The organism is Microbacterium sp. 01T413_2 (genome assembly GCF_056398985.1).
Map to the genome: position 1 here is coordinate 35816 of NZ_JBFTQL010000026.1, position 22343 is coordinate 58158.

At 71.1% G+C, this 22343-nt stretch carries 18 protein-coding genes and 1 pseudogene; 5 read left to right on the top strand and 14 right to left on the bottom strand.

Annotation, left to right across the window (positions count from 1 at the left end):
• Window positions 1-10: 10 nt before the first annotated feature.
• The 4 genes from AC1DMN_RS13755 to AC1DMN_RS13770 form a co-directional block, all read right to left on the bottom strand.
• Window positions 11-649 (bottom strand): response regulator, encoded by a 639-nt coding sequence (locus tag AC1DMN_RS13755; RefSeq protein WP_477231103.1) that lies wholly within the window; start codon window positions 647-649, stop codon window positions 11-13.
• Window positions 650-728: 79 nt separating this feature from the next.
• Entirely contained in the window at window positions 729-1961 is a 1233-nt protein-coding gene (locus AC1DMN_RS13760) for a sensor histidine kinase (protein WP_440735097.1), read from the bottom strand.
• Window positions 1958-3103: an AMP-binding protein gene (locus tag AC1DMN_RS13765; RefSeq protein ID WP_477231116.1), complete on the bottom strand. Its 1146-nt coding sequence runs from the start codon at window positions 3101-3103 to the stop codon at window positions 1958-1960. Before AC1DMN_RS13765 ends, AC1DMN_RS13760 begins: the two co-directional genes overlap by 4 nt.
• Window positions 3104-3203: 100 nt before the next feature.
• Window positions 3204-4121, bottom strand: coding sequence for a 1,4-dihydroxy-2-naphthoyl-CoA synthase (locus AC1DMN_RS13770; RefSeq protein WP_440735096.1), 918 nt, complete (start codon window positions 4119-4121; stop codon window positions 3204-3206).
• 86 nt (window positions 4122-4207) lie between these two features.
• Here AC1DMN_RS13770 and AC1DMN_RS13775 point away from each other — a divergent pair, with 86 nt between their 5' ends.
• On the top strand, window positions 4208-5221 hold the full coding sequence (locus AC1DMN_RS13775; RefSeq protein ID WP_440735095.1) for a GNAT family N-acetyltransferase: 1014 nt from the start codon (window positions 4208-4210) through the stop codon (window positions 5219-5221).
• A gap of 27 nt (window positions 5222-5248) precedes the next feature.
• A complete protein-coding gene (locus AC1DMN_RS13780; protein WP_477231104.1) occupies window positions 5249-6232 on the top strand; it encodes an o-succinylbenzoate synthase in 984 nt (327 codons plus the stop codon).
• A 90-nt stretch (window positions 6233-6322) separates the two neighbouring features.
• Here the strand turns inward: AC1DMN_RS13780 and AC1DMN_RS13785 are convergent, their stop codons facing one another.
• A complete protein-coding gene (locus AC1DMN_RS13785) occupies window positions 6323-6943 on the bottom strand; it encodes a TetR/AcrR family transcriptional regulator (protein ID WP_477231105.1) in 621 nt (206 codons plus the stop codon).
• A gap of 139 nt (window positions 6944-7082) precedes the next feature.
• On the opposite strand from AC1DMN_RS13785, the gene AC1DMN_RS13790 reads away from it, so the two are divergent.
• Complete coding sequence (locus AC1DMN_RS13790; protein ID WP_477231106.1) at window positions 7083-9875, top strand: MMPL family transporter; 2793 nt, start codon at window positions 7083-7085, stop codon at window positions 9873-9875.
• Window positions 9872-11836: a YhgE/Pip domain-containing protein gene (locus AC1DMN_RS13795; protein WP_477384427.1), complete on the top strand. Its 1965-nt coding sequence runs from the start codon at window positions 9872-9874 to the stop codon at window positions 11834-11836. The genes AC1DMN_RS13790 and AC1DMN_RS13795 overlap by 4 nt, the downstream gene beginning before the upstream one ends.
• A gap of 66 nt (window positions 11837-11902) precedes the next feature.
• Here the strand turns inward: AC1DMN_RS13795 and AC1DMN_RS13800 are convergent, their stop codons facing one another.
• The 9 genes from AC1DMN_RS13800 to AC1DMN_RS13840 all read right to left on the bottom strand — a co-directional run bounded on the left by AC1DMN_RS13800 (window position 11903) and on the right by AC1DMN_RS13840 (window position 21608).
• Window positions 11903-13024: an AI-2E family transporter gene (locus AC1DMN_RS13800; RefSeq protein ID WP_441977089.1), complete on the bottom strand. Its 1122-nt coding sequence runs from the start codon at window positions 13022-13024 to the stop codon at window positions 11903-11905.
• A 92-nt stretch (window positions 13025-13116) separates the two neighbouring features.
• Window positions 13117-13413 (bottom strand): DUF2277 domain-containing protein, encoded by a 297-nt coding sequence (locus AC1DMN_RS13805; protein WP_233310275.1) that lies wholly within the window; start codon window positions 13411-13413, stop codon window positions 13117-13119.
• A 27-nt stretch (window positions 13414-13440) separates the two neighbouring features.
• Window positions 13441-14619, bottom strand: coding sequence for an SLC13 family permease (locus tag AC1DMN_RS13810; RefSeq protein ID WP_477231108.1), 1179 nt, complete (start codon window positions 14617-14619; stop codon window positions 13441-13443).
• 25 nt (window positions 14620-14644) lie between these two features.
• Window positions 14645-15640: a c-type cytochrome biogenesis protein CcsB gene (gene ccsB, locus AC1DMN_RS13815; protein ID WP_440735088.1), complete on the bottom strand. Its 996-nt coding sequence runs from the start codon at window positions 15638-15640 to the stop codon at window positions 14645-14647.
• A 9-nt stretch (window positions 15641-15649) separates the two neighbouring features.
• Window positions 15650-17536, bottom strand: coding sequence for a cytochrome c biogenesis protein ResB (resB, locus tag AC1DMN_RS13820; RefSeq protein ID WP_477231109.1), 1887 nt, complete (start codon window positions 17534-17536; stop codon window positions 15650-15652).
• Window positions 17537-17653: 117 nt separating this feature from the next.
• Window positions 17654-18415, bottom strand: coding sequence for a cytochrome c biogenesis CcdA family protein (locus AC1DMN_RS13825; RefSeq protein WP_477384429.1), 762 nt, complete (start codon window positions 18413-18415; stop codon window positions 17654-17656).
• A 91-nt stretch (window positions 18416-18506) separates the two neighbouring features.
• The gene (locus tag AC1DMN_RS13830) at window positions 18507-19127 is read right to left on the bottom strand and encodes a TlpA family protein disulfide reductase (RefSeq protein WP_477384431.1); all 621 of its coding nucleotides are present in this window, start codon (window positions 19125-19127) and stop codon (window positions 18507-18509) included.
• 152 nt (window positions 19128-19279) lie between these two features.
• Window positions 19280-20263 carry a 1,4-dihydroxy-2-naphthoate polyprenyltransferase gene (locus tag AC1DMN_RS13835; RefSeq protein WP_477384433.1) on the bottom strand — a complete coding sequence of 328 codons (984 nt, stop codon included), beginning with the start codon at window positions 20261-20263 and terminating at the stop codon, window positions 19280-19282.
• 40 nt (window positions 20264-20303) lie between these two features.
• On the bottom strand, window positions 20304-21608 hold the full coding sequence (locus AC1DMN_RS13840; RefSeq protein WP_440735155.1) for an aminotransferase class I/II-fold pyridoxal phosphate-dependent enzyme: 1305 nt from the start codon (window positions 21606-21608) through the stop codon (window positions 20304-20306).
• Window positions 21609-21842: 234 nt separating this feature from the next.
• Here AC1DMN_RS13840 and AC1DMN_RS13845 point away from each other — a divergent pair.
• Window positions 21843-22343, top strand: a pseudogene (locus tag AC1DMN_RS13845) (HNH endonuclease); the annotation flags it as partial.

The following is a 22343-nucleotide window of genomic DNA, read 5'->3' on the forward strand; positions in this document are numbered from 1 at the left end:
TGAGGGCGGGTCAGTTCAGGCCGTGCTCGAACGCGAACACCACGAGCTGCACCCGATCGCGCAGGGCGAGCTTGGCGAGGATGCGGCTGATGTGCGTCTTCACGGTGGCCTCGGAGAGGAACTCGCGAGCGGCGATCTCGGCGTTGGACAGGCCGCGCGCCGCGAGCGCGAAGATCTCCTTCTCACGCTCGGTGAGATCGCCGTAGCTCGCCGGCACCGGAGTCTGCGCGGGCGCTGCGAAGTGCGCGAAGAGGTCGCGGGTGGCGGAAGCCGCGATCACGTTCGATCCCGAGTGCACCGTGCGGATCGCCGCGAGCAGGAACTCCGGATCCGCGTCCTTCAGCAGGAAGCCGCTCGCCCCCTGACGGATCGCGCGCGCGGCCGCCTCGTCGAGGTCGAAGGTCGTGAGCATCACGATGCGCGGCGGATCCGCCTCCTCCAGGATGCGCGCCGTGGCGGTCAGGCCGTCCATGACCGGCATCCGGATGTCCATCATCACGACGTCGGGGCGCGTCGCCCGCACGACCTCGATGGCCTCCTGCCCGTTCCCCGCCTCGCCGACGACCTCGAGGTCGGGCTGGGACGCGACGAGCATGCGTATTCCGGCACGGAACAGCGCCTGATCGTCGACCAGCACGACCCGGATCATCCTGCCTCCTCGTTCCGCGCGATGGGATCCGCGCCTCCAGAGAGTCTGTCATCCTCCGGCGCGGGCCCGGGACCGCAGATCAGGGCGCGGTCGGCCCGATCGGGAGCGCGGCACGCACGACGAAGCCCTCCGCCTCGAGCTCCGCGCTGAGCGTCCCGCCGACCAGCTGCGCGCGCTCGCGCATGCCGATCAGGCCGTGTCCGCGCTCGGTGTGCGCCTGCCGCGGCACCGGCGGCACACCGTTGCGGACCGTGATCTGCACGCCGTCCGGATGCCAGCCGAGCCAGATGTCGACATCGCCGGTACCGTGCCGGATCGCGTTGGTCAGCGCCTCCTGCAGGATGCGGTACACCGCCAGCTGGATGCCGGCCGGCGGCTCCCCCGGCGGCATCGGGTCGACCGTGACGCGCGGTTCGATGCCGGCGGCGCGCACCTGCGTGTACAGCGTCTCGAGGTCGGCCAGTGTGGGCTGCGGTCCCTGCCCCTCGCTGTGCCGCAGCTGCGCGAGCAGCAGCCGCACATCGGAGAGGGCCGCCCGCGCCGTCTGCCCGATCGTGGTGAGCGCCGCGGTCGCCTGCGCCGGATCCGCGGCCGCGGCATAGCGCGCACCGTCCGACTGGGCGATCACCACCGCGAGGGAGTGCGCGACCACGTCGTGCATGTCGCGGGCGATCCGCACCCGCTCCTGCTCCGCGACGGCGACGGCCTCGGCGCGCACCTGCGCGTCGCGCGTGCGACGACCGTTCAGCACGACCCGCCACAGCAGGCCGGCACCCCATGCCATCACCAGGGTGAGCACGGACACCGTGCCCAGGAGCACGGCGACCAGCGCGATGCGCAGGCCCGTCTCGGTGTCCTGGAGGAGCGCCTCCTCGTTGATCAGCGACATGTAGCCGCCCGCGAGGATCCCCCCGCCCAGCGCCGACGCGCCGCCGATCCAGAGCAGGCGCATCGAGCCCCACGCCGAGGTCGCGAAGACCACGGCGAGGATCGCGAGGTCGTAGGCGCCCGGGGAGAATCCGCACGCCATCTGCAGCAGGGCGCCGATCCACGCCACGATCAGGGCGAGCACCGGAGAGAGCCGGCTGATCGCGGCCGCGCCCCAGAGGATCACCGCGACCAGCAGCACCAGCACGACCGAGACCGGCCCGTCGGGGATCCACCGGCTCATGGTGCCGGCCTCGAACGTGTACGTGAGCGGCAGCGTCAGCAGGAGGCCGATGGCGCTGCCCACGATGTCGAAGACGAGCCAGAAGCGCGGGATGGTGCGGAACACCCCCTCACGGTACGCGACCGGATCCGATGCGGTCATCCACCGGGAGATGTATCCGTCGCCGCGTGCCCCCCGGCCAGCGCGGCGATCGCGCGGCGGTCGGGCTTGCCGGAGGCGAGCAGCGGAAGGTCGGCGACGAGCAGGATCCGGTCCGGCCGGGCGGGCGCTCCCACCTCGACCGCGACCCTGTCCCGCGCGGCGGACAGCAGCGCGCCCGCCGCGCCGTCCGGGCCGGCGGCGACGATCGCGGACGCCTGGCCCCATCGGTCGTGATCGATCGCCACGACGATCGCGCCCTCGAGGCCCGGCACGGCGCGCACGGCGCGCTCGACCCGGTCCAGCGACACGTTGACGCCGCCGGACACGATGACGTTGTCRATGCGTCCGGTCACGGCGACCGCGCCGTCGGAGACGGTTCCGGCGTCGCCCGTGCGGTACCAGCGGTCGCCGGCCCCGTCGGCGACGAACGTGCGCGCGGTCAGTTCGGGGTCGCCGAGGTAGCCGTCGGCGAGTATCGGCCCGGCGAGACGGATCTCGCCGTCGACGACAGCGGCGCGCACACCGTCCAGCAGGAGGCCGTCGTACACGCAGCCACCGGCGGTCTCGCTGGATCCGTAGGTGCGCACGATCCTGGCGCCGAGGTCCCGGGCGCGTTCCCGTTGGGCGGGCGGAAGCGCCTGGCCGCCGATGAGCACGGCCTCGTACGACGCCAGCGCGGCCTGTACGTCGCGGTCATCGGCGGCATCGAGCAGCGTCGCCAGCTGCGCCGGCACGAGCGACGTGTACCGGGGCTCTGCGCCGAACTCGCGCGTCGCCGCGACGAACGAGGCCGGCGTGAACCGCCCGTCCAGGAGTACGGGCGTCGTGCGCGCGAGGTGCGCCCGCACGAGCACCTGGAGCCCCGCCACATAGCCGGCGGACAGCGCGAGCAGCCAGCGGCCCGATCCGATACGGAGCGCTGTCGCCTCCGCGCTCGCGCGCAGGGCGGCGGCGGAGAGCACGACCTTCTTGGGCACGCCCGTGGAGCCGGAGGTCGCGATGACGACCCCGGTGCCCTCGGCGACCTCGTCATCTGGACCCGGCACGAAGCCGAGCGCGAGGGGCGCAGCCCCATCGAGCGCCCCGGGCACCGCAGCCCCGACCGCAACCGGATCCGCACCGTCGGCGACCCGCAGCCTCACCACCGGCCGCCCGTTCCGCCCGGTTTCGAAGCGCGCAGATGACCCCATCCGCGGTGCGGATCGAGCCATTTGCGCGCTTCGAAACCCGAAGAGGCCATGTTCAGAAGTGCCAGGGGTACGGGGACCAGTCCGGCTCGCGCTTCTGGAGGAACGAGTCGCGGCCCTCGACCGCCTCGTCCGTGCCGTACGCAAGGCGGGTCGCCTCGCCCGCGAAGACCTGCTGCCCGACCAGCCCGTCGTCGACGGCGTTGAAGGCGAACTTCAGCATGCGGATCGCGGTCGGCGACTTGGTCAGGATCGTGCGCGCCATCGCGATCGCCTCGCGCTCGAGCTCGGCGTGCGGCACGACGCGGTTCACGGCGCCCGCCTGCATCGCGCGCTCGGCGGAGTACTCTTCGGCGAGGAAGAACACCTCCCGGGCGAACTTCTGCCCGGTCTGGCGTGCCATGTACGCGGATCCGTAGCCGGCGTCGAAGGATCCCACATCCGCATCGGTCTGCTTGAACCGGCCGTGCTCCGCGCTCGCGATCGTGAGGTCGCAGACCACGTGCAGCGAGTGCCCACCGCCGGCCGCCCAGCCGGGCACGACCGCGATGACGACCTTCGGCATGAACCGGATCAGCCGCTGCACCTCGAGGATGTGCAGGCGCCCCGCGCGCGCCTGCGCCTCGGCGGGCACCGCCGCCTCGTCCTCGGAGTACTTGTAGCCGTCGCGACCGCGGATGCGCTGGTCGCCGCCGGAGCAGAACGCCCAGCCGCCGTCCTTCGGGCTCGGTCCGTTGCCGGTGAGCAGCACGACGCCGATGCGCGGATCCTGACGCGCCTCGTCCAGGGCGCGATACAGCTCGTCGACCGTGTGCGGGCGGAAGGCGTTGCGCACTTCGGGCCTGTCGAAGGCGATGCGGGCGATCCGCCCGTCGTTCGAGACGTGCGCCGTGATGTCGGTGTACTCCCCCGCGCCAGGAGCGAGGGTCCACTCGGCGGGGTCGAACAGGTCGGAGACGAGCTTGTCAGTCACGGATCCAGCCTATTCCGGGTGCGAGCGGAGCGAAGTGCTCACGCGTTGCGAGCAGCTCGAGCGTCCGACCGGCATAGCGTGGAGGCATGACGATCGACATCCGGCCCGTCGACCCCTTCGACGTCGCGGCAGTGGACGCCTGGTGGGAGGTCTACGCCGCCGCCCTGCGCGCCGACCGCGGTGACGACGCCGTGCTGTGGTCGCTCGAGGAGACCCGTCAGGAGCTGCGACAGGCCTCCGCCGTGTTCGAACGGCAGGTGTTCCTCGCCCGGCTCGAAGACCGCGCCGTCGGCGCAGCCGGACTCGGGTTGCCACTCAAGGACAACACCCATCTCGCCGATGTCGCGGTGTACGTGGTGCCGGACGCGCGGAGGACCGGTGTCGGATCCACGCTTCTCGAGGAGATCGAGGCACGCGCGATCGCGCGCTCCCGACGGACCTTCCTGGCCGAGACGAGTTGGGCCGCCTCCGCGCCCGCCGACGGCACAGGGCATCCGGGCGTCGAGTTCGGCCGCCGGCACGGGTATGCGCTCGCGCTGGGCGACCGGGAGAGCGTGCTCGATCTGCCCGTGGCCCCGGAGCTGCTCGATCGCCTGGGCGCGGGAACCCCCGACGACGGCTACGTGCTGCGCAGCTGGACCGGCCCCGTGCCCGAGGACCTCGTCGCGGGGTGGGCCGCGCTCTCCAGCTCACTCGACACCGAAGCGCCCATGGGCGACCTCGACATCGAGGCCGGGACCCCCAGCGTGGCGGAGGTCCGCGAGAGCGAGGAGCTCGTGGCCGCGCAGGGCCGCACCTCATTCTGCGTCGTCGCGCTCAGCCCGGACGGTCAGGTCGCGGCCTACTCGCAGCTCGTGGTCTCCGGGGATGACAGTTCCGCGTACCAGTGGGGCACGCTCGTGCGCCGGGAGGACCGCGGCCACAGGCTCGGCATGCGGGTGAAGCTGGAGAACCTGCGCAGACTGCAGCAGGAGTTGCCGCGGACGCCGCGGGTCGTGACCTACAACGCCGAGTCGAACGAGCACATGCTGGCCGTCAACGTCGCCCTCGGATTCCGCCCTTCAGGGCGACTCGCGGAGCTGCAGAAGCGGATCGGCTGACGGCATGCGCGGGTGCATGATGGGGGCATGACCGACCTCCCCGCGCTCGCCGATATCCTCGATTCCGCGCGGGTGGTCGCGCTCCCGATGCGCACCAGGTTCCGCGGCGTGGACGTCCGCGAGGCGCTGCTGTTCGAGGGCCCGGAGGGCTGGGCCGAGTTCTCCCCCTTCACCGAGTACGGCGACGCCGAGGCGTCGACCTGGCTGGCCGCCGCGATCGCGGACGCCTGGCACCCGCGGCCGGCCGCGGTGCGCGCCGAGATCCGTGTGAACGCGACGATCCCCGCCGTGCCGGCGGACCGGGTGCCCGATGTGCTCGCCCTGTTCGACGGCTGCCGSACGGCGAAGGTCAAGGTCGCCGAAGCGGGGCAGAGCCTCGCCGACGACGTCGCCCGCGTGCGTGCCGTGCGGGCGGAGATGGGGCCGGAGGGCAGGATCCGGATCGATGCGAACGCCGGCTGGAACGTCGACGAGGCCGAACGTGCGATCCATGCCCTTGCCCCGTTCGACCTGGAGTACGCCGAGCAGCCCTGCGCGACCGTCGACGAGCTCGCCGAGCTGCGCGAGCGGATCCGCTACCTCGACATCCCGATCGCGGCGGACGAGAGCGTACGCAAGGCGGAGGACCCGCTGGCGGTCGCCCGCGCGGGTGCGGCGGATCTGCTCGTCATCAAGGCCCAGCCGCTCGGCGGCATCGAGCGCGCGCTGCGGATCGTCGCCGAGGCGGGGCTGCCCGTGGTCGTCTCGAGCGCGCTGGACACCGCGGTCGGCCTGTCGCTCGGCGCCGCCCTGGCTGCGGCTCTGCCCGTGCTCGACCACGACTGCGGCCTCGGCACCGCGTCGCTGTTCGCCGACGACGTCGCTGATGCCCGCCCGCACGGCGGGGTGGTGTCCGCAGCCCGAGTGACGCCGGATCCCGGCGCGCTGGCACGGCTGGAGGCACCGGCGGAGCGGCGGGAGTGGTGGCTCGAGCGCGTGACCCGCTGCCATGCGCTGCTGACTGCCCGATAGGCACATTCCGGATCTGCTCGCTGGTCGCAGAAATGCGGCTTCCGATGGCGGATGACCGCAGAATGCGCCCAGTGAGCGGAAGACGAGCACTCAGCCGAGCAGCAGGGACACCATCCGGCCGAGCTCGACGCTGCCCGTGCGGCGGAGCTGGGCGTCGTCCTTGCCGGCCATCGCGCCGCGCACGGTCGTGCCCTCCCAGATGATCAGCAGCATGCGGGCAGCGACCTCGGAGTCGACCCGTAGGGAGATCGTGCCGGTCGCGGCGATGTCGTCGATGATCCGGGCGATGCCGGCGACCATCTCCTGCTCCTGCTTGAGATAGGCCTTACCCCAGGCGTGATCGCGCAGGGCGCGGAGGCGGATCTCGCTGAGCAGCATGACGCCGAGTCGGTCGTCCTTGCCCGAGTCCATCACCTGCTGCACAAGCGACGTCGCGTCGCAGTCCTGGGCGAGCGCCCCGGCTTCGTTCAGCTCGGTCACCCGCGCCCGCACGGCCGTCAGGCGCTCGGCCGACACGGTGCCGGCGAGTTCGAGGAACAGCTCGTCCTTCGACTCGAAGTTCGAATAGAACGCGCCCCGAGTGAAGCCCGCGCGCTCGCACACCGCCTCGACGGTCGCGCCGTCCAGCCCCTCTTCGGCGAACACCAGCGCCGCCGCCTCGAGCAACCGTGCCCGCGTGTTCTCCCGGCTCCTGGTCGCATTGCCGGTCATCCGCACCTCCGTCGTCGCGCGCCACTGCGCGATTCACATCCCGCGCACAGATTATCCCGCACTCTTCGATCTACGATACATTGACGTATCGAATACACGAGTGTATCGAATTCGCCCCGTGCACCCCTCGGAGGAACCCGTGTCCACACTGCTCTCCTCGCTCGGCCGCTGGTCTTTCCGGCACCCGTGGCGCGTGCTCGTGGCCTGGCTGCTGGTGCTCGGCATCGCCGGCGGCGCGGCGCTCGCCCTCGGCAAGGGCACGGACAACGCCTTCACGATCCCGGGCACCGAGTCGCAGGCCGGTCTGGAGCAGCTCGAGCGCACGTTCCCCCAGGTGAGCGGCACGAGCGCGCAGTTCATCGTCGTGGCGGCCGACGGCGACAGCGTCACCGCCGCCGACTACAAGACGCCGATCGAGCGCACCGTGGCCGACCTCGGGAAGGTCGACGGGGTGCTCGCCGCGACGAGCCCCTACGACGAGCACGTGACGGGCATGGTCTCCGACGACCGCTCGGCTGCGATCGTCCGCCTCCAGTTCGACGGCCACGCCTCAGACGTCTCCGCCGCGACGAAGGACACGTTGCGCGCCGCGGTGAGCGATCTCGAGAAGGATCTGCCGCAGGGCGCGCACGCCGTGATCGGCGGCGACCTGTTCTCGATGTCGATCCCCGCGATCTCGATCACCGAGGGGATCGGCCTGGTGATCGCGCTGCTCGTGCTGATCGTGACGTTCCGCTCGTTCGTCGTGGCCGGCATGCCGCTGCTCACGGCCGTGCTGGGCGTGGGCGTCTCGATGGCCGCGATCTTCGCCGCCACGGCGTTCGCCTCGGTCTCCTCGACCACCCCACTGCTCGCGCTCATGCTCGGGCTCGCCGTGGGCATCGACTATGCGCTGTTCATCATGGCGAGACACCAGGATCAGGTGCGCGCGGGAGTGGATCCCGAGGAGTCGGCGGCTCGCGCGACCGGCACGGCCGGATCCGCGGTGGTCTTCGCCGGCATCACCGTGCTGATCGCTCTCATCGGCCTCGGCTTCGCCGGGATCCCGTTCCTCACCACGATGGGCATCGCGGCGGCGGTCGCCGTGATGATCGCCGTGCTCATCGCCGTCACCCTGACGCCGGCCATCCTCGGCTTCCTCAAGGGCCGCGCGGCCGGCCGCCTCGCCAAGCCCCGCCGTGCCAAGAAGGGCGCGTCCGAGGCGGCGCCCCGTCGCCGGTTCTCCGAGCGCTGGGTGGGCGGCGTCACCCGGCACCCGGTGCTGGTCGCGCTCGCGATCGTCCTGGGACTGGGCGTCGTCGCCGTACCCGCCGCGAACCTCGCACTCGCCCTGCCGAACTCGGGCGTGCAGCCGAAGGGATCCGAGGCGCGGGAGAACTACGACCTCACCGCGGAGCACTTCGGTCCCGGGTTCAACGGACCGCTCATCCTCACCGGCACCATCGTGACGTCGAAGGATCCTGTCGGCCTCATGAAGGATCTGGGCGATGCGGTCGCCAAGCTCCCCGGCGTCGCCGAGATCGCACTGGCGACCCCGAACCAGACCGCCGACACCGGCATCGTCCAGGTCATCCCCACGACCGCGCCGGACGCTCCGGCCACCGCCGACCTCGTGCGCGAGCTGCGCTCGCACCATGACGAGTGGCTCAAGAAGTTCGGCATCGACGTGAAGGTGACGGGGTTCACCGCCGTCGCGATCGACATCTCCGACCAGCTCGGCGCCGCGCTGCTGCCGTTCGGCATCTTCGTGATCGGTCTGTCGCTGGTGCTGTTGACGATCGTGTTCCGCTCGATCTGGGTGCCCGTCACGGCGGCGCTCGGCTATCTGCTCTCGATCGTGGCCGCGTTCGGCGTGGTCTCCGCCGTCTTCGAATGGGGCTGGTTCGCCGACGCCCTGCACGTCGCCCGGGTCGGACCCATCATCAGCTTCATGCCGATCATCCTGATGGGCGTGCTGTTCGGCCTGGCCATGGATTACCAGGTCTTCCTCGTCTCCCGGATGCGCGAGGACTACGTGCACGATGCCGGCTCCCGCAGCGCCGACCACGCCGAGCGCCGGGCCGCTGCACTGCGCGCGGTGCGCGGCGGCTTCGCCGGATCCGCGAAGGTCGTCACCGCGGCAGGGCTCATCATGTTCGCCGTGTTCGTGGCCTTCGTGCCCGAGGGCGACTCCTCGCTCAAGCCCATCGCGCTAGGCCTCGCCGCCGGCATCGCGATCGACGCGTTCCTGGTGCGGATGACGCTGATCCCCGCGCTCATGGCGATCCTCGGCGAGCGCGCGTGGGAGATCCCCGCGTGGCTCGAGAAGGTCCTGCCGAGCGTCGACATCGAGGGCGAGGCCGTGGAGCGCGAGCGGCACCTGGCGGCCTGGCCGGGCGACGACTCGGTGATCGCCGCGGATGCTCTGACCGTGGCGGGCGCCGTGGAAGGACGGGATCTGCGCGTGCCGGCCGGATCCGCGCTCGTGCTGACCGGCGCCGACCAGGCCGTGCGTCGTGCGGTGGCGCTCGCGCTCACGGCGCGCGTGCCCTCCGGGGGACGCCTGCGTGTGGCGGGGCACCTCCTTCCGGGGCGCGCCGCCTGGGTGCGTGCGCACGTCGGCTGCGTGATCGTGGACGGCCGGACGGGGGCGGATCCGCTGCGGGAGCTGCGCGACGCCCTGCGCGGGCGCACCACGCTCGTCGTGATCGACGGCGCCGACCGCCTCACGCTCGCCCAGAGCGAGCAGGCCGTCGCGATGCTGCGCGACGCCGCGCGCCGCGGCACTCTCGCCGTGGTCACCACGTCCGCCGACGCCTCCGCCGCCGTCCGGCTGCTGGCCGACGCCGGCTGGGCCGCCCCGCAGACGCATGACCTCGACCATCCACAGGTCCGACCAGAACCGCTCGCCCCCGACGCGCCCACCACCGACCTCGACGAGGTGACCGCATGACCAATCGCCTGTCCGCGCTGATCGAACGCGCCCGTTCGCACAAGCCGATCACCGCCCTCACCCTCATCGGCGTGCTGCTGCTGCCGGCCGTCCTCGGCGGCGTGCTCGTGGCCGCCCTGCAGGACCCCACCCAGCGCCTCGACACGATGACCGCCGCGATCGTGAACGACGACAAGCCGGTCACGGTGAACGGACAGCTCGCCCCGCTCGGGCGCCAGCTCTCCGCCGGCCTCGTCGACGGCACCGGAAAGAAGGATGAGAACCTCACCTGGGTCATCTCGAACGAGAAGGACGCTGCCGCGGGCCTCAAGGACGGCACGTACCAGGCCGTCGTGCGTATTCCGAAGGACTTCTCCGCCGCCGCGATCTCGGGCGGCAGTGCCGTGCAGGATCCGGCGAAGCCCRCCGAGAAGGCGACGATCTCGGTGACGACCGCTCCGCAGGCTCGCGCCGCGGACGGCCTCATCGCCAACCAGATCGCCGCGACCGCCGCGTCGACCATGGGCGCCGAGATCTCCAAGAACACGCTGCAGAACGTGCTGGTCGGGTTCGGCACGCTCGGCGACAAGATCGGCGAGGCGGCGGACGGCGCCGACAAGCTCGCCGCGGGCGCCTCCTCCGCCGCGACCGGGGCGGCCGCGCTCCCGGACGGCGCGACCAAACTCGCCGACGGTGCGGGCCAGCTCGCCGACGGCGCCTCGCAGCTCTCGAACGGCCTCGGCACGATCGCCTCGGGGATCACGTCGGCGCAGACCGGTGCCAACAAAATCGGCGCGGGGCTCTCGCAGGGTGCGGACGCGCTGGAGACGCCGGGCAGGGGCGTCACCGAGCTCATTGCCGGCGCGAACCAGACCGCACAGGCAGCCGGAGCGACCAGCAAGGGCGTCGACGGCCTCAAGGACGGCCTCGACAGCGCGGTCACAATGTGCGATGCGACGACGCAGAAGGACCTCTGCGACCTGCTGAAAGACCTGTCTGGCACCGCGACCGGCATCCAGCCTGCAGCGACCGGAGCGGCCGCGGGCAGCGCCTCCGTCGCCAGCGGAGTCGCGCCGTTCGCCGCGCTGCCCGGCCAGTTCCGCGCCGCGGCCGACGGCGTCAACCAGCTCTCCGCGGGGCTCGGCGAGCTCGCCGACGGCACGTCGCAGAGCGCGATCGGCGCGGGCAACCTCGCCACCGGCGCCACCGGGCTGCAGACCGGGGCGACCCAGCTCGCCGACGGCGCATCCCAGCTCAGCACCGGCATCGGATCCCTCGCGACCGGCACCTCGGGCCTCGCCTCGGGTCTGCATCAGGCGGCGAACTCACTGCCGAAGCGGACCGACACCGAGGCGTCGTCGCTGGCGTCCGTCATCGCCGATCCGGTCAAGGCCGATACCTCGGGCGGGTTGTTCGGTCCCACCGCGATCCCGCTGCTCGCGGCGGTCGTGCTGTGGTTCGGCGGCCTCGTGACGTTCCTCGTGATGCGGGCGTTCACCGCGGGAGCCCTCACCTCCCGCCGCGCCTCGGGCTCGCTCGCGCTGCGCGGGTTCGCTCCGGCTGCCGCGATCGGCGCCGGACAGGGCCTGCTGGTCGCCCTCGTGGTCGAGATCGTCGCGAAGTACGACCCGTCGCGGTGGTGGGGCTTCGCGGGCGTCGCCGTGCTCGCCGGCATCGCCTTCGCCGCCGTGAACCAGGCGCTGGTCGCCGTACTCGGCGGCGTCGGCCGCTGGATCTCCGCGGTCATGGGCGTGGCCGCGCTCGGCGCGGGGATCATCTCGACGCTGCCCGGGTGGCTCGCGACGATCGCCGGGTTCCTGCCGACCTCGTCCGTGGCGACCGCGCTACTGGGCGAGGACGGCATCGGATCCGCGATCGCGGCGCTGCTGGTTTGGGCCGCGCTCGCACTGATCGCGACGACGCTGGCCGTGGCGGCGCGGCGCACGACCTCGGTCCGCGCGATACTGGCTCCGGCGATCTGAGCTTGGAAGCGGCAGGCGCGACCCCACCTCCCCCGGGGCCGCGCCTGTCTTCGCGTCGTCAGGCGCTCACGCCGTGCGCGCGTCCTCCGGAGCGACGACCTTGGCATCCTGCGCGGGGAAGAGCACCTTCTGGATGATGATGATCGCGCTCGCGGCGACCGGGATCGCGACCAGCGCACCGAGGATCCCGCCGAGTGCGCCGCCGCCGACGGCGGCGATCACGACGAGCGCACCGGGAACGGCCACCGCCTTGCTCATGATGCGCGGGCTGATGACGTAGGCCTCGATCTGCATGTAGACGAGGTAGTACGCGAACGCGATCAGCGCCGTCACCGGCGAGACGAACAGGCAGATGAGCGAGATGATGATGGATCCGGACAGGGTCCCCACCAGCGGGATCAGCGATCCGATGAACGCGATCAGGGCGAGCAGAGCCGGCAGCGGCGCCCCGATGATCGTGAGGAAGAACAGGCTCAGCACGCCGTTGATGAGCGCCAGGCTCGCCTGACCGATCACGTAACGACCGACCGCGCCCGAGACATCCTCGACGATCTCCGTGAACCGCGGGCGCCGGTAGGCGGGCACGAACCGGGCGGCCGTGCGCTTCATGGTGCGCAGCGAGGCCATGAAGTACAGCGTCAGGATCAGCACGATCGTGAAGCCGGTGAAGCCGCCCGCGATGCCGGCGCCGACCGCGAGCACTCCGCCGCCGATCTTGGTGATGTTGCCAGGATCCTTGAAGAACTTCGCGATCCCGTCCACGGCCTGACTGAACGAGTCGCCGTACTGCGCGGCGAGCTGCCGGTACCAGTCGCTGCGCAGCATGTCATCGATCATCTTCGGTCCGGTCTCGACGAGATGGGCGATCTGCTGCACCACGATCGGAACGATCGCCAGCAGGATGCCGGCGAAGGCCAGCACCACGACGATGACCACGATCGCCACTGCCGCTCCGCGCGGCAGCTTCCGTTCGATCACTCGCACGATCGGGTCGAGCCCCAGGGCGAGGAACAGTGCGATCCCGATGTACACGAGCACCGTCGACAGTTGCCCCACGATCGCGCCGATCAGCAGCGCGACCAGAACGCCGAGCGCGCCGACGAGGCCGAACGTGAACGGCTCGATCCGCACTCCGCCGGCCGCCGGGCCGGGCTCCCCCGTGATGATCGTCACCTGACGTCTGCGCATGATGCCCCCTCTTGCACTGTCGTGCTTCTCATCGAGCGTACGGTGCCGGATGCCCGGCCGCGAAAGGCCCCGCCCGAGGCGACGCAGATCCTTTAAGCGCTCGCGGTGCGGATCCTGACCTCGCGCTCCATCCGCTTCTCGTGCCGCTGGCGCCCCTTGATCGCCTCGGCCTCGCGTGTCTTGGGCGGGGCGTTCGTGACGAGCTGGTCGAGCATGCGCCGGGTCGCGAGCGCGATCTCGTCGATCGCCTGCTCGAAGGCAGGGGTGTTCGCGCGCGACGGATGCGTGGATCCGCTCACCTTGCGGACGAACTGGAGCGCGGCCTCGCGCACCTCGTCATCGTTCGTCGGCGGCTCGAAGTTGTGGAGGCATCGAATGTTGCGGCACATGCCGCGACGATAACCCTGATTCGCGATTCAGGAAACGGCGGCGAGCGCGAGCACGGCCGCGCCCACCGTGGCAACTGCGGCGACGAGACCCCACAGGGCGAAGCGCCCCCACGAGATCGACACCCCGAGCGCGGAGACGCGGTGGTGCCACAGCAGGATCGCCAGCGAGGCCCAGGGCGTCACCAGAGGGCCGAGGTTGACGCCGATGAGCAGCGCCATCAGCGCGACCGGGTCGTGCCCGGCGATCGGCTCGAGCACGAGGTAGGCGGGAAGGTTGTCGATGCCGTTCGCCGCGAGTGCGCCGATGCCCGCCACGCGAAGCATCTCGAGCAGACCGTGCCCGCTCGCGGCGAGCGGTGAGAGGAGCGCCGCGAGCCCGCGCACGTGAGCGGTCTCGACGATCACGAACAGCGCGGCGGCGAGCCCCAGCGCCTGCCACGGCACCAGTGAGAGGCGCAGGGCGCGCCGCCGGCGGACCGCGAACAGCACGATCAGGATCACGGCGGCGGCCGAGGCCGGGATCCACACATCGCGGACGAGCGCGAGCAGCGGCAGCAGGGCGACGAGCACCACGGCTGAGACGACGAACAGCACCCGGTCGGCGGGCTCAGCCCGCACAGGCGCCGAGTACCGGCCGAAGAGCGTGCGCCGGTGCGCGAGGGTGAGGATCACGACCGGCACGAGCACGCCGGCGAGCGCGGGTGCCCAGCTCAGCGCGAGGAAGGCGAGCGGATCCGAGCCCATGGTCGGCGCGGCGAGCAGGTTCGTCAGGTTCGACACCGGCAGCAGCAGCGAGGCCGTGTTGGCGAGCCAGACCGTCGCGAGCGCGAACGGCAGCGGCGAGACCCCCACGCCCTGCGCGAGGAGCACGACGACGGGTGTGACGATCACCGCGGTCGTGTCGAGAGAGAGGAAGATCGTGCTGATCACCGCGAGCAGGATCACAGCGCCCCAGAGCGCGATCACCCGGCCGCGCCCCCATCGGGCCAGGTGCTGCGCGATCACGTCGAACACGGCGGCATCACGCGCGAGCTCGGCGACGATCGTGATCGCGATCACGAAGCCGAGCACCGGAGCCGTGCGCCCGGCCAGCGAGCCCGCGTCCGCGAGAGGCAGGAGTCCGCTGACGACGACTCCCGTGGCGATCAGGGCCAGGGCGATGACGGCCAGCGCGCCGGGCCGCAGCCAGGCCCGCCGCGCGGTCACCGCAGGGCCCCCTGGGACGACGCGCTCAGCTCAGGCCCGAGTAGACGTGCAGACCCTTGAAGAACAGGTTCACGATGGTGAAGTTGAACAGCACCGCGGCGAAGCCGACGATCGACAGCCACGCCGAACGGGATCCGCGCCAGCCCCGCGTCGCGCGGGCGTGGATGTAGCCCGCGTAGAGCACCCAGATGATGAACGTCCAGGTCTCCTTGGTGTCGAAGCCCCAGTAGCGGCCCCAGGCGTCGTTGGCCCAGATGGATCCCGCGATGAGGGTGAACGTCCAGAAGATGAAGCCCACGGTCGCGAACCGGTACGCGAGGCCCTCCAGCCGTTCCGAGGAGGGCAGGGTCGCGAGGAAGCGCGGCCCCGCCTTCGGCGCGTCCGCGAGGATCTTCGCCTCGCGGCGCGCCTGCATGAGCTGGAACACGCTGAGCGCGAAGGCGAGCGCGAAGAACGCGGTGCCCAGCGACGCCACGAACACGTGGATCACCAGCCACACGCTCTTCAGCGGATCCGCGAGCGGCACGACCTCGACGTAGAAGCCGGTGGCGGCGCCGCCGAGCAGCACGACGACCAGGCCCACGATGAAGGTGCCGAGGTACTTCAGGTCGAACCAGATGTTCACCCCGACGTACACCGCGATGATCAGCAGCGTCCCCGTCATGGAGAACTCGTACATGTTCGACCACGGCACCCGGCCTGCGGCGATGCCGCGCAGCACCACGCCGGCGAGGTGGAACAGGAAGCCGAGCGTGGTCAGCGCCGTGCCGATCCGCGCCATGACGAAGCGCTGCGGGGCGGTCGGCCCTGCTCCCGCCCCGGCGGAGCCCGCGGTGCGTGCCGGTGAGGACGCCGATGCGCCCACCGTCGCCCCGACCAGTTCGCGCTCCGGCACGACGGCCTTGGCGTCGGCGGCGAGCTGCGAGCGCTTGGCGAGGTCGAACGCGTAGGCGATGAACGCGGCGGCGTAGATCGCCACCGCCGTCCAGATCGTCAGGATCGACAGGGAGTCGAAGTTCATGCTGTCAGCCTACTTCCGCGGATTTCCGCTGTCATCGGGCTCTGGTTCGTCGAGGGTGGCGGCGTCGGGAACGTCCGCTGCAGCCGGATCCGTACCGGGAACCGGATCCGCATCAGGAATCGGCCCCTCCTCGGGAACCGCTGCGGTCATGCCGTCGGCGTCGAGAAGGCGGGCATGTCCGTCGCGCAGGTCCTCGACGGCGGCGGCGAGGGTCGGATCCTCACCGCGTGCGAGGCCGGCGTACTCGAGGCGGACTGTCTTCGCTCCGCCCGGGCCGTCGACCACGGTCGCCTTGACCCACATGCGGCGGCGCGGCACGAACAGCGCCAGCACGAGTCCGACCAGTGCGAGCGCGGCGAACACCAGCACCCACTGCTCGGAGGGGTCGTGGTGGATCTGCAGCGAGACGTAGCGCTTGACGGACTGCGTGTAGTCCTTCGCGTCCTTGGGGGCCTCGTTGTCGAACGTGATGGTGCCCATACCGTTCGGCAGCGCGGTGGTCTCGCCCGGGGCGAGCTCGATCGACTTCACCCCGGTCTTGCCGCCGGTGAGCTGCGTCATCGAGCCCGTGTCCAGCACGTACACCGAGCGCGGAGTCCCGTCGTCGATGCCGAGGTCGCCGGCGAACACGTTCAGCGTCAGCGTGGGGTTCACCAGGGCCGGGTATACCGAGGTGAGCGCGCCGGAGGTCAGCTTCGCCGAGGTCGGGTAGAAGAAGCCCTGCAGGCCGAGCTGCTGGGGCAGACCATCGGCGACCTTGACGATGCCGATCGACATCATCGTGCTGTTGTTCTGCGGCAGGAACGGCACGGAGTCGTGGAAGACGACGTCGCCCTTGGCGTCGTGCACCGTGATGGTCGGGGCGTAGCCGTTGCCGAGCAGGTAGACCCGGTCTCCCGCGATGCCGAGCGGGTGGTTCACCTTAACGTCGGCCTTGTACGGATCCTGTCCGGGCTCGGAGACGGTGACGTTCGCGGCGAAGTTTCCGGCCTGGCCCGACGACGACTTGCCCTGCTCGAAGGGCTGGTAGGTGACGTCGAAGGAGTCCAGCGTCATCCGGTAGGGCGCGAGCGCATCGTCGGAGACGAAGCGGCCGCGGTTCATCGAGGAGTAGTCCAGCAGSGTGTTCACGAAGCTCGTGCCCTGCACGACCACGCGCTGACCGGTGTAGGCGAAGCTGCCGCCGATGCCGACCGAGACCAGCACCCCGAGCAGGGCGAGGTGGAACAGCAGGTTGCCGGTCTCGCGGGCGTACCCGCGCTCGGCCGACACCGAGAAACCGCGCTTGTCGTCGTAGCGCTCCACGCGGTAGCGCAGGGCGCGCAGCTGCTTCTCCGCGATCGCGATGCTCTGCTCGGCCGCGGCCCGCGCCTGTGCTGAGCCTGTCGAAGCATCGCCGGCGACCGCGCGCTCGAGGACGCGGTGATCGTCGAGGCGGGCCAGCCGAACGGGGGTGCGCGGCGGGCGCGCGCGCAGCGCCTTGAGGTGGTGCTTGATGCGCGGGATCACGCAGCCGACCAGCGACAGGAACAGCAGCAGGTAGATGGCCGAGAACCATGCCGACAGGTAGACGTCGAACAGCTGCATGCCGTCCAGGATCGGGAACAGATCCGGATGATCGGCCTTCCACTGCGTGACGCCGTTCGGATCCGCCATCCGCTGCGGGAAGATCGAGCCCGGGATCGCGGCGATCGCGAGGATCAGCAGCAGCACGAGCGCGGTGCGCATGCTGGTCAGCTGCCGCCAGCCCCAGCGCAGCCAGCCGACGACGTTCAGCTTCGGGGAGTCGACGCCGTCSCCMCGRGARTCKCCGTCGCCGTCGATGTGGTCGCTCGGGCGCAGCGGGTCGGTCGAACGATCAGCGCCCGCGTCCTTCTTCGAGCTGTCCTTGTTCATTCTCGATCCCTGCGGCTTGGTTCCTGAGCCTGTCGAAGGGCTCGAACGGTCGTGGTCGCGGCCGCCTCGGCGCGGTCGCACGGTTGCTGAGCCTGTCGAAGCACGGTCGACGAGGAGTCAGAGCGGGAGTTCGACACTGCCGACCACCGCCCCGATGCTCGACATGATCGCCTTCCAGACGCCGGTCACCATCAGCAGTCCCAGCACGATGAGCAGTGCGCCCCCGACGATGTTGACGACGCGCACGTGGCGGCGCAGGAACGAGAGCGAGCGCGTAGCCCAGCCGAAGCCCAGCGCGACGAGCAGGAACGGGATCCCGAGCCCCAGCGAGTACGCGACGCCGAGCCACACTGCGCGGCTCACATCGCCGACGTTGACCGACAGCGCGACGATCGCCGAGAGCGTCGGGCTCAGGCACGGGCTCCAGCCGATGCCCAGCGCGATGCCGAGCAGCGGGGCGCCGATGAGCCCCGCGCGGCCGGACACGTTCATCCGCACGGTGCGCTGGGCGAAGCCGAAGACGCCGATGAAGACGAGGCCCATGACGATGATGACCGCGCCGAGGATSCGGGTGATCAGGTCGCCCCAGMGCAGCAGGAACACGCCCGCCGTGCCGCCGACGACCGCCATGAGGATGAAGACCACCGTGAAGCCGAGGATGAACAGCAGCACCCCGAGCACCATCTGGCGACGCGTGGGCGCCTTCGTGGTTCCGTCCTGCTGGGGCGCGGATCCGCCGACCGCACCGCCGACGAACCCGAGGTAKCCGGGCACSAGCGGSAGSACGCAGGGCGAGAGGAAGGACAGGAGCCCTGCGAGCATGGCGACCGGAAGGGCCGCCCAGAGGGCGCCGGATCCGACGATCGCGTCGATGTTCACGCCCGCGACCTCCGCGGGGCGGGAGTCGCCGGGACGGAAGCCGCCGGCATCGGCCTCACCGGGACGACAGACGTGCGAGGTGCGCGCACGCTCATGCCTTCTCGTCCAGTGCGTCCTGGACGAGCGTCTCCAGGATCGAGGCGGATCCGATCGGGCCGATCACGCGCGCCGCGACGCGGCCCTGCTTGTSGAGCACGAGCGTGGTGGGCGTCGCCTGGATCGAGGTGACCTCGGCGAAGGCGAGCTTCGCGTCGCCCGTGTTCACATCGATGATGCTCGGGTAGGTGACACCGTACTTGTCGTTGAACGCCGTGGCAGTGCCGGCCTGGTCGTAGGTGTTCACGCCGACGAACGAGACGCCCTTGCCGTCGAACTTCTGCCAGACCGACTGGAGGTCGTTCGCCTCGACGCGGCAGGGGCCGCACGCGGCGTACCAGAAGTTCACGACCGTGACATCGCCCGCGATCTCGGTGCTGCTGAACTTCTTACCGCTCTCGAGAGTGCCCGCGAACGCGACCGGCTTGCTGCGGTCGGCCGGCTTGATCTCCTCGACGCGCATGCCGTCGGAGCCGATGTAGCCCTTGTTGTCGCCGTTGCGGTACTGATCGGCCACGGGATCGCTCGAGCAGGCCGCGAGACCGGCCGCGAGCGCGACGCCGAGGACGGCAGCCGTGGTCTGGACAAGGCGCGAACGTCGGGATGAGCGTGCCACCGATCGGTCTCCGAGAGCGGCATCACCGAGTGAGCCGGTGGGCGCGGACGGGCGCGACGAACTCAGAGGCATGCTCCGAATCCTACGAAAAGACCCTATGCACACGGTGGGCGGGCGCGGGACGGCGCTCACCCGAGCGGATCCGGATCCGCTCATACGGTGGGCGAGATGAACGCCCAGAACAGCGCTCCGGCATAGGCGAGCGTGCCGAGCGAGGTGAGCGCCAGGGCTACCACGAGCTCCCTGGGCTCCCGGTACGCCCASACGATCACGAGCGCCGGCAGGAACGCSAGCAGYGCSAGCAGCCCSACCCAGGCGACCGGGTAGAACAGGGCGAGCAGCACGAGGGCGAGGAACGGCAGGATCACGAACAGCGTGTACACGACCTGCGTGGCCCGCTTGCCGATCAGGACGGTCAGCGTGCGCTTGCCGACCACGCGGTCCTGGTCGATGTCGCGCAGGTTGTTGGCCAGCAGCACCGCGCACGCGAAGAGCCCCACCGCGACGGCCCCGATCCAGGCCTCCTGCGGCAGCTTCAGCGACTGCACCCAAGTCGTGCCCAGCGTCGCCACCAGCCCGAAGAACACGAAGACGAAGACCTCGCCGAGCGCGTTGTAGCCGTAGGGGCGCTTGCCGCCGGTGTAGAACCAGGCGGCGACGATGCACACCGCGCCGACCGCGATCAGCCACCACTGCTGGGTGCGGATCGTGATGCCGAGGCCCGCGATCGCCGCGAGCGCGAAGAACGCGAGTCCGGTATACRGCACGCTCTTGGCGCCCACCCGGCCCGAGGCGGTGAGGCGTGCGGGGCCGACTCGGTGCGCGTCGGTCCCGCGCACGCCGTCGCTGTAGTCGTTCGTGAAGTTCACGCCGATCTGCAGGCACACGGCGACCGCGAGGCACGCGAGCGCGATCACCCAGTGGAACTGCGGATCCCCCAGCCGCGCGGCCCCCGTGCCGACCAGCACCGGAGCGATCGCCAGGGGCAGGGTGCGCGGACGGGCGGCGCCGATCCAGTCGCCCAGGGTGACCGGCGGCAGCTGCTCGACCGGGCGCTTCGCGGGGTTGCCGGAGCGGGCGCGCGTCACGGGGCGAGCGGACGCGGGTGCGGTCTTCTTGGTCTTGCGGTTAGCCACGCAGGAATCCTAGCGGCGGCGGTTATGGCGCCCGGATCCCTCAGCGCCGGCGCGCGTCGGCGATCGCGGCCTGCAGGTCGTCGGCGAGGGTGCGCAGCTCGGCGTCGCCGAGGGTGTGCGCGGTGAGCCGGATCTGCGGCGAGGCCTCGTCCGGCTCGAGCAGGAATCCGCCGCCTGTGCGCACCAGCCAGCCGCGGCGCATCATCGCCTCGGACACGGCGCGGCCGTCGACGCCGCACTCCACCCAGACGTTCAGACCGTCGTCGCCGCGCACAGTGATGCCGCGCTCACGCAGCAGCGCGCGTAGGGCATCGCCGCGCTCGGCGTAGTGCGCTCCGGCGCGCTCGAGCGCTGCCGGTGTGTCCGGATGATCGAGCATGCCGACGGCGACCCGCTGCAGAATCCGGCTCACCCAGGTCTTGCCGGGCGAGAGCCGAGTGCGCAGTTGAGCCGCAGTGTCCGGATCCGACGCGAGCAGCGCGAGGCGCAGATCCGGACCGAGGAACTTCGACATCGACCGCACCAGCGCCCAGCGCGGATGCCCCTCGGGGATCACGGAGTGGTAGGGCCGTCGCGAGAGCAGGGAGTAGTGATCGTCCTCGATGATGAGCACGTGCGGCGCCTCCGCGAACACCGCGCGGAGCTCGGCCGCCCTCTCCGAGCTCAGGCTGATGCCCGTGGGATTGTGCGCCCGAGGCGTGCACACCACCGTGCGGGCACCTGCATCGATCGCCGCCTGCAGCCCCGCGACCGTGATGCCCTCCTCATCGAGGGGGATGCCGACCGGGCGGTATCCGCCGAGTCGGACCACGTTGATGCTGGAAAGGAAGCACGGGTCCTCGAGTCCGACCACGTCGCCATGGGCGAGCGATGCCACGAGGAGACGCTCCAGTGCGTCGACCGCGCCCGAGGTCACGGACAGTTCCGCGCCGCGCGGCTGCGCCTCCGCCAGCCACCGCGTCGCCCAGGTGCGCAGCCCCTCGTCGATGAGCGCGTCGCCGTAGAGCGCCGGCGTGCGCAGGTCGACCTCGGCGAGCACCGGAAGGGGCAGCAGATCCGGATCCGGGTTGCCGCTGCCGAGGTCACGCAGCACCGTCTCCGCCGCGAAGCCCTCCTCCTCCGTGCGCACGGGCCCCGCGACCACGGTGCCGCCGCGACCGCGGCTCTCCACGGCGCCGGCCCGGGCGAGCGCACGGTAGGCGGCGGCGACCGTGTTGCGGTTTACTCCGAGGCGGTCGGCGAGGGCGCGCACGGTGGGCAGCCCCTCCCCCACGGCGAGCACGCCGGATCCGATCTGGGCGCGGATCGAATCGGCGATCTCATGCGCCGTGCTGCCCTGGATCATCGGTTCCGCCACGGACCAAGCCTAGGGTGAGTCCCCGCAGCACAGGCGGCGGTGGATCGATAGCCGCGTCGCGATCGTCGAAGGCCACGCCGTGAGCATCGTTCGCGAGACGCTCAGGGCGCTCGGACCCCAGGATGTGACCATCGGATTCCGTGACCCGTTTGTGATCTTTTCCAGATCTGATCTGGCTCTTTTCGAGCCTGGAATGTCGGTGCCCCCGGGTTGAATGGGGGTATGACGAGCTCGACCAGCACGGTTCTGGATCCCGGGGTGGACCCGGTGGATCCGGTGCTCGTGCTGGCCGCGCTCGTGGACGGGCTGCAGACGACCGAGGCGACGATCATCCGCCTGCAGGCGTTGAAGGATGTGCACCTCGCGGTCGCCCAGCGGCTCGCGGAGGACCTCGCCGCCGCGGACGGTGCGTCCTGGGTGCGGGGTGAGTCGGTGGATCTCGCCGCGCGCAGCGTGGCCGCGGAGCTGGCGGCGGTGCTGCATGTGTCGGACCGGGTCGTGCAGGGGCGGATGGTGCGCGCCGCGGAGCTGATGACGAAGTTTCCCGCCACGATGCAGGCGTTCACGGACGCGAGGATCAACGCCGCGCACGTGCGGCTCATCCAAGACGCCGGGGCGCGCCTGGACGATCAGGTGCGTGCCGAGTTCGAGCGGGCGGCCGTCGCGGCCTGCGAGGGTGAGACCCCGCATCGGGCGAAGCGGGTCGTGGAGCGCGTTGCGGAA